We start from the raw sequence: 6,521 nt of genomic DNA, 5'->3' as shown, positions 1-6,521 counted from the left end.
CCATCCGGGAACCTGAACAACTGAATACGTTTGGTGATGATGGCGGAGGGGAACCACGCGTTCCCATCTCGAACACGACCGTTAAGCCCTCCAGCGCCGATGGTACTTAGACCGCAGGGTCTTGGGAGAGTAGGACGTTGCCAAGCAAATACAAAAGCCGCTTTGGATTCATCCAAGCGGTTTTTTCATATTGACTTTGGAGTTGACAGGATGTCAAAGGTATATGATATGACTATGCCTGTGTCACTTCCGCGTTGTGTGGTTGTGGCACAGATGCTTGACATGAAAATTAGCCTTTTGTTAATATTGCAATAATATCTACGGGCAAGCCAAGAATACGAGGGAGGACAAAGTTCGTGTGGGAAACAAAATTTGCTAAAGAAGGTTTGACTTTTGATGACGTATTATTGGTGCCGCGTAAGTCGGAGGTTTTCGGTAAGGAAATTGATATCTCAACACAGTTAACGAATAATATAAAATTGAACATTCCTTTATTAAGTTCGGCGATGGACACTGTGACGGAGGCCGCTCTGGCAATTGCGATGGCACGTGAAGGCGGCATTGGCATCATCCATAAGAATATGTCCGTGGCACAGCAAGCGGAAGAAGTGGATCGGGTAAAACGGTCGGAAAGCGGCGTAATCACAAATCCTTTCTCGCTTACCCCGGAACATCACGTGTATGACGCGGAAGAGTTGATGGCGAAATACCGAATTTCCGGTGTGCCTATCTGTGATGAGAACCGGAAATTGGTTGGCATCCTCACGAACCGTGACCTTCGGTTTGTCCATGATTATTCGATAAAGATCAAAGAGGTGATGACACGCGACAACTTAGTCACGGCTCCCGTTGGCACAACGCTGCAGCAAGCAGAGGGCATTTTGCAAAAGCACAAGATTGAAAAGCTGCCACTCGTGGATGAAAATTTCACGCTGAAGGGCCTAATCACCATAAAGGACATCGAGAAGGCGATACAGTTTCCTAATTCTGCAAAGGACAAGCATGGTCGCTTGGTGGTCGGCGCGGCGGTGGGCGTGTCGAAAGATATGATGGAACGTGCTGCAGCATTAGTGCAAGCGGGCGTGGACATGCTCGTGGTGGACTCTGCTCATGGGCACCATATTAACATCCTCAATACCGTGAGAAGACTGCGTGAAGCGTACCCGGACCTCCCTATTTGTGCGGGTAATGTTGCGACAGGAGATGGCACAAGGGATTTGATTGAAGCCGGAGCTTCTATGGTCAAGGTGGGCATTGGGCCTGGCTCCATCTGCACAACTCGCGTCATCGCCGGTATCGGTGTGCCTCAGATAACAGCTATCTATGACTGCGCATCTGTAGCCAGAGAGTATAACGTTCCAATCATCGCGGACGGCGGGATAAAATACTCCGGTGACGTGGCCAAAGCGATCGCCGCTGGAGCTAGTGCAGTTATGATAGGAAGCTTGTTTGCCGGAACAGATGAGAGCCCCGGAGAATCGGAAATTTATCAAGGCCGGAAGTTTAAGGTTTATCGTGGAATGGGGTCACTGGGTGCCATGAAGGAAGGCAGCAAAGACCGTTATTTCCAAGAGAATGAAAGTAAGCTGGTACCTGAGGGTATCGAGGGGCGTGTCGCTTACAAAGGGCCATTGGCTGATACGATATACCAGTTGATTGGCGGTTTACGTTCCGGTATGGGTTACTGTGGCGCTCGCACGATACAAGAGTTGATTAATGACACCTCCTTTATCCGTATCACGGGTGCAGGTTTGAGGGAGAGCCATCCGCACGATGTCCAAATTACCAAAGAAGCACCGAACTACTCTCTGTAAGCAAAAAGTGACAGCACAACCGGAGACGACACCAGGATAGGTGTCGTTTTTTCTTTGAACAGCTTTTGGTGCTTATGGTACAATAGAAATTACGTGTTTCTTCAACATCGTGCAGCACATTACTAAGAGGAGTGAGAACATTGTTTTTGTCTGTGAGACGCGTTTCTATCGTTTTGATTGGTGCTATGATTCTGCAATTTTCCATGTTTGTTTCCCCACCGAAACAGGCAATGGCGGCTAATGCACCGGATTTAAATCTTAATGCAAAGTCTGCTATTCTAATAGAGGCGAGCACCGGTCAGGTTTTGTACGAAAATAATGCGGACACGCCCCTGCCGCCAGCTAGTATGGCCAAAATGATGACAGAATATCTAGTTATGGAAGCGGTAAAAAGCGGGAAATTTAAATGGGAGGATATGGTGACAGCCAGCCCATACGCCGCCGACGTTATCGGGTCAGGGCAGCTTCTCGCGCTTGGCGAACAGGCCACTGTGAGGGATATGTTTGCTGCGATGTCGATTTATTCATCGAATGATGCCTCTGTGGCTCTAGCTGAGTTCATCGCGGGGTCGGAGGAAGAGTTCGCAAAAATGATGAACGCCAAGGCGAGAGAATTCGGATTGTCCGAGCATGCAAATTTCATCAATGCAACCGGATTGTCGAGGGCTGACTTAGGGCAGTATGCACCGACAGAACTGCAAGGTGAAACGCTTCTTACGGCAAAAGACGCCGCACTTATCGCATATAATATTCTCAAAGATCACAAAGAAATTCTAGAGTTTACCAGCACGCCGTCGAAAAAGTTTCGCGAAGCCGACAAGGCTCCCATGATTAACTGGAACTGGATGCTTGAGGGAAACAAGGACAATGTCAATTTCAGAAGATATGCCTACACAGGTCTGGATGGCCTGAAGACGGGCTCCACTGACGATGCTGGCTACTGTTTCACGGGTACGGCGGAACGCAACGGGCTGCGCCTGATTAGCGTGGTAATGGGCACACCGACGGAGCCAAAGCGGTTTGAAGAAACAAGAAAGGTTTTGGACTACGGATTTAATAATTTCGAATTGAAGCAAGTGATTGCCCCTAAACAGGAAATAGATTCCCTGAAAGTTGTAAACATTAAAAAAGGTGTTGAAAAGCAGGTTCCTGTTGTCACCGAAACCGGTATCTCTATTGTCGCAAAAAAGGGCGCCACACCGGAGAACTTTGTGGTCACTGCAGAGCCGGCTGAAGAGAGCAAATTGGTGGCACCGATAGCGAAGGATACCGTAGTCGGAACGGTGAAGGTGACCTACGAAGGACAAGAGCAAGTGGCCAACTTAATTGCAGCACAAGAGGTAGAGAAGGGCAGTTGGTTCAGACTCCTGTTCCGCTCGATTGGAGAGTTCTTCGTCGATATGGTATCCGGCGGCGACAAGCAATAAAAACCACCTGTGACCTGGTTGTGTATTCATAGGGATTCCTGTAAAATAATTGTTTAGTAGTTTATCCGTTGACTGGATTTAAATAAATTTATTCGAGATATGTTTGGAGGAGCCGGAAATGGAAACAGGAACATCGCGAGTTAAAAAAGGTATGGCTGAAATGCAAAAAGGCGGCGTAATTATGGACGTCATGAATGCCGAGCAAGCCAAAATTGCGGAAGCAGCGGGCGCTTCAGCTGTCATGGCTTTGGAGCGAGTGCCGTCGGATATTCGTGCAGCCGGCGGTGTAGCACGTATGGCGGATCCTACAGTAATGGAGGAAGTAATGGCCGCTGTGTCCATCCCGGTGATGGCGAAAGCGCGTATTGGACATTTCATTGAAGCAAAGGTACTCGAGTCCATGGGTGTGGACTACATTGATGAGAGTGAAGTACTCACACCAGCAGACGAAGTATTTCACATTAACAAGAGAGAGTTCACGGTGCCGTTCGTTTGCGGAGCCAGAGACTTGGGTGAGGCGCTGCGCCGAATTGGTGAAGGTGCTTCCATGATCCGCACGAAAGGCGAACCGGGCACCGGCAATATCGTAGAAGCTGTACGGCATATGCGCATGATGGTCGGTCAAATTAAGAAGGTTCAGGCGATGTCCAAGGATGAGCTGATGGCGGAAGCAAAAAATCTGGGCGCACCGTACGAACTGCTGCTGCAGGTGCACGAAACCGGCAAGCTGCCTGTTGTGAACTTCGCTGCCGGGGGCGTAGCGACTCCAGCTGACGCAGCGCTGATGATGCATTTGGGCTCCGACGGCGTATTCGTAGGATCGGGTATATTCAAGTCGGAGAATCCTGAGAAATTCGCGAAGGCGATTGTTGAGGCGACCACGCATCACACTGACTATGAATTGATCGCTCGTGTTTCCAAAAACTTGGGCACACCGATGAAAGGCATTGAAATTTCCAAGTTGGACGCCACCCAGCGTATGCAGGAGCGCGGCTGGTAATCGTCCGCAAGAAGGTGAACAATAATGAAAATAGGCGTTTTGGCCCTCCAAGGGGCCGTGGCCGAGCATGTCAAGTTGATTGAAAAGGCCGGTGCGGAAGGCATCGCCGTGAAGAAAACTGAGCAGTTAAGCGAAATCGACGGCATTATCATTCCGGGTGGCGAAAGCACGACGATCGGCAAGTTGATGAGAACCTACGGCTTCATGGAGGAACTCCGTAATCTTTCTGCACAAGGAAAGCCGGTTTTTGGTACGTGTGCAGGTTTAATAGTTATTGCAAAAGATATCGTCGGCCAACCGGAAGCCCATCTGCAGTTAATGAACATCAAAGTCGCTAGAAACGCATTCGGCAGACAACGGGAAAGCTTTGAAACGGATTTGCCTATTAAGGGAGTTGCTGAAGACGTTCGAGCTGTGTTTATTCGGGCTCCTCTGATTGAAGAAGTAGGGCCGGACGTGGACGTGCTGGCGACATACCGGGATCAAATCGTAGCGGCCCGACAGGGACATCTGCTGGCCGCTTCATTTCATCCTGAGCTAACGGACGATGAGCGGATGCATGCGTATTTCTTGGAGATGGTACGTGAAACGAAGCAGGAGGGGTCTCCTTGTTAGATGTGAAACTATTACGGAACGATTTGGATCGCGTGGAGCAAGCAATGCGGAGCCGCGGCGAGACATTGGAGAATCTTGGGCGTTTCACCAGCTTGGACACTAAGCGCAGAGAACTGTTGCAAGAGGTGGAGCAGCTAAAAAACCGCCGAAACACCGTCTCCCAGGAAGTAGCCGCCCGCAAGAAGGCAAAAGAGGATGCAAACGCGCTGATTGAAGAAATGAAGGGCGTGGGGGACCGGATTAAACTGTTGGACGATGAAATTCGGGAGCTTGAGGCGGAGATCAACAGTATTGTGATGGCTTTGCCCAATCTGCCACATGAAACCGTACCAGTAGGTAATTCGGAAGACGACAATGTGGAGATCCGACGTGCGGGCGAGCCACGAGCATTTTCCTTCGAACCGAAGGCGCATTGGGATATCGCGCAGGAACTGGGCATTTTGGATTTTGAGGCAGCTGCGAAAGTGACTGGATCTCGGTTCGTGTTTTATAAAGGACTGGGCGCACGCCTGGAAAGGGCCCTGATCAACTTTATGATGGATCTGCATAGTGACGAGCATGGTTATCAGGAGATTCTTCCACCTTATATAGTGAACCGCGAAAGCCTCACCGGAACGGGGCAATTGCCAAAGTTCGAAGAAGACGTGTTTAAATTGACCGACACCGATTACTTTTTGATTCCAACAGCAGAGGTACCGGTGACTAACTATCATCGGGATGATATCTTAACAATGGGGGAACTGCCGAAGTATTTCGTCGCCTTTAGCGCGTGCTTCCGTTCTGAGGCGGGCTCAGCGGGTCGAGATACCCGGGGACTTATTCGCCAGCATCAGTTCAATAAGATCGAATTGGTCAAGTTCTCTGCGCCTGAGGAGTCATACAACGAGTTGGAGAAGCTCACCGAGAACGCAGAGAGGGTACTGCGGCTGTTGAAACTCCCGTACCGTGTAATGACGTTATGCTCGGCGGATCTCGGCTTTTCCGCAGCTAAAACCTACGATTTGGAGGTTTGGCTACCGAACAGCCAGACGTATCGTGAGATTTCATCCTGTAGTAATTTCGAGGATTTTCAGGCTCGTCGGGCGAATATTCGTTTCCGCCGGGATACAAAAGCAAAACCTGAATTTGTTCATACGTTGAATGGTTCTGGATTGGCGTTGGGAAGGACTGTGGCGGCGATAATGGAAAATTATCAGCAGGAAGACGGAAGTATCGTCATTCCAGAAGTTCTGCGGCCCTACATGAACAATATCACACAAATCGGTAAAAATTAGAACTTGATATTGCTTGATACTGTGTGATACAATGGTTGTTGTGACCCGGAGAGGTGGTCGAGTGGTTTAAGGCAGCGGTCTTGAAAACCGCCGTGGTCGTGAGGTCACCGTGGGTTCGAATCCCACCCTCTCCGCCATTTATTCATTTTTGAATAGATGATACTTAAACTTTCAACTTAAACTTAGAATATGAGCCAAAGCTGTGCGCTTCTTACTATAAGAAGTGTGCAGCTTTTTTAATTTTTTTCGTGTTAGAACGTGGCATAGCTGTTAGCGGGCGGTGACATAATATGCATGTTTGATTGAGCGCCAATTCGTACGCTCCGGCACAAAGATCTGAGGGAACAAGAGCATACCGCCGTTCGGCTTCGATCCACGCTCGCCCGAATTG

5 protein-coding genes, 1 tRNA gene and 1 rRNA gene are annotated in these 6,521 nt (G+C 49.3%); all 7 read left to right on the top strand.

Annotated elements, in window-relative coordinates:
* Nucleotides 1-29: 29 nt before the first annotated feature.
* The 7 genes from rrf to CBW46_RS18865 all read left to right on the top strand — a co-directional run bounded on the left by rrf (nt 30) and on the right by CBW46_RS18865 (nt 6,267).
* Nucleotides 30-146, top strand: a 5S ribosomal RNA gene (rrf, locus tag CBW46_RS18895).
* Between the two features lie 210 nt (nt 147-356).
* Nucleotides 357-1,814, top strand: coding sequence for an IMP dehydrogenase (gene guaB, locus CBW46_RS18890; RefSeq protein ID WP_089201522.1), 1,458 nt, complete (start codon nt 357-359; stop codon nt 1,812-1,814).
* A 152-nt stretch (nt 1,815-1,966) separates the two neighbouring features.
* Nucleotides 1,967-3,241, top strand: a complete 1,275-nt coding sequence (locus CBW46_RS18885) for a D-alanyl-D-alanine carboxypeptidase family protein (RefSeq protein ID WP_243633400.1) — start codon at nt 1,967-1,969, stop codon at nt 3,239-3,241.
* A 118-nt stretch (nt 3,242-3,359) separates the two neighbouring features.
* A complete protein-coding gene (pdxS, locus tag CBW46_RS18880; protein ID WP_089201521.1) occupies nt 3,360-4,241 on the top strand; it encodes a pyridoxal 5'-phosphate synthase lyase subunit PdxS in 882 nt (293 codons plus the stop codon).
* A gap of 24 nt (nt 4,242-4,265) precedes the next feature.
* Nucleotides 4,266-4,856 carry a pyridoxal 5'-phosphate synthase glutaminase subunit PdxT gene (gene pdxT / locus CBW46_RS18875; RefSeq protein ID WP_089201520.1) on the top strand — a complete coding sequence of 197 codons (591 nt, stop codon included), beginning with the start codon at nt 4,266-4,268 and terminating at the stop codon, nt 4,854-4,856.
* The gene (gene serS, locus CBW46_RS18870; RefSeq protein WP_089201519.1) at nt 4,850-6,130 is read left to right on the top strand and encodes a serine--tRNA ligase; all 1,281 of its coding nucleotides are present in this window, start codon (nt 4,850-4,852) and stop codon (nt 6,128-6,130) included. The genes pdxT and serS overlap by 7 nt, the downstream gene beginning before the upstream one ends.
* Nucleotides 6,131-6,177: 47 nt before the next feature.
* Nucleotides 6,178-6,267: transfer RNA gene (locus CBW46_RS18865), tRNA-Ser, on the top strand.
* Nucleotides 6,268-6,521 lie beyond the last annotated feature (254 nt).

Source organism: Paenibacillus xerothermodurans (assembly GCF_002220865.2).
Classification (GTDB): domain Bacteria; phylum Bacillota; class Bacilli; order Paenibacillales; family NBRC-103111; genus Paenibacillus_S; species Paenibacillus_S xerothermodurans.
The sequence above is the reverse complement of the archived record's forward strand: the minus strand, read 5'-3'. Positions and strand labels throughout refer to the sequence as shown.

Bases quoted from the DNA above. Each gene is read 5' to 3' on its own strand.
- pdxS (WP_089201521.1), top strand. From the start codon at position 3,360: ATGGAAACAGGAACATCGCGAGTTAAAAAAGGTATGGCTGAAATGCAA.
- pdxT (WP_089201520.1), top strand. From the start codon at position 4,266: ATGAAAATAGGCGTTTTGGCCCTCCAAGGGGCCGTGGCCGAGCATGTC.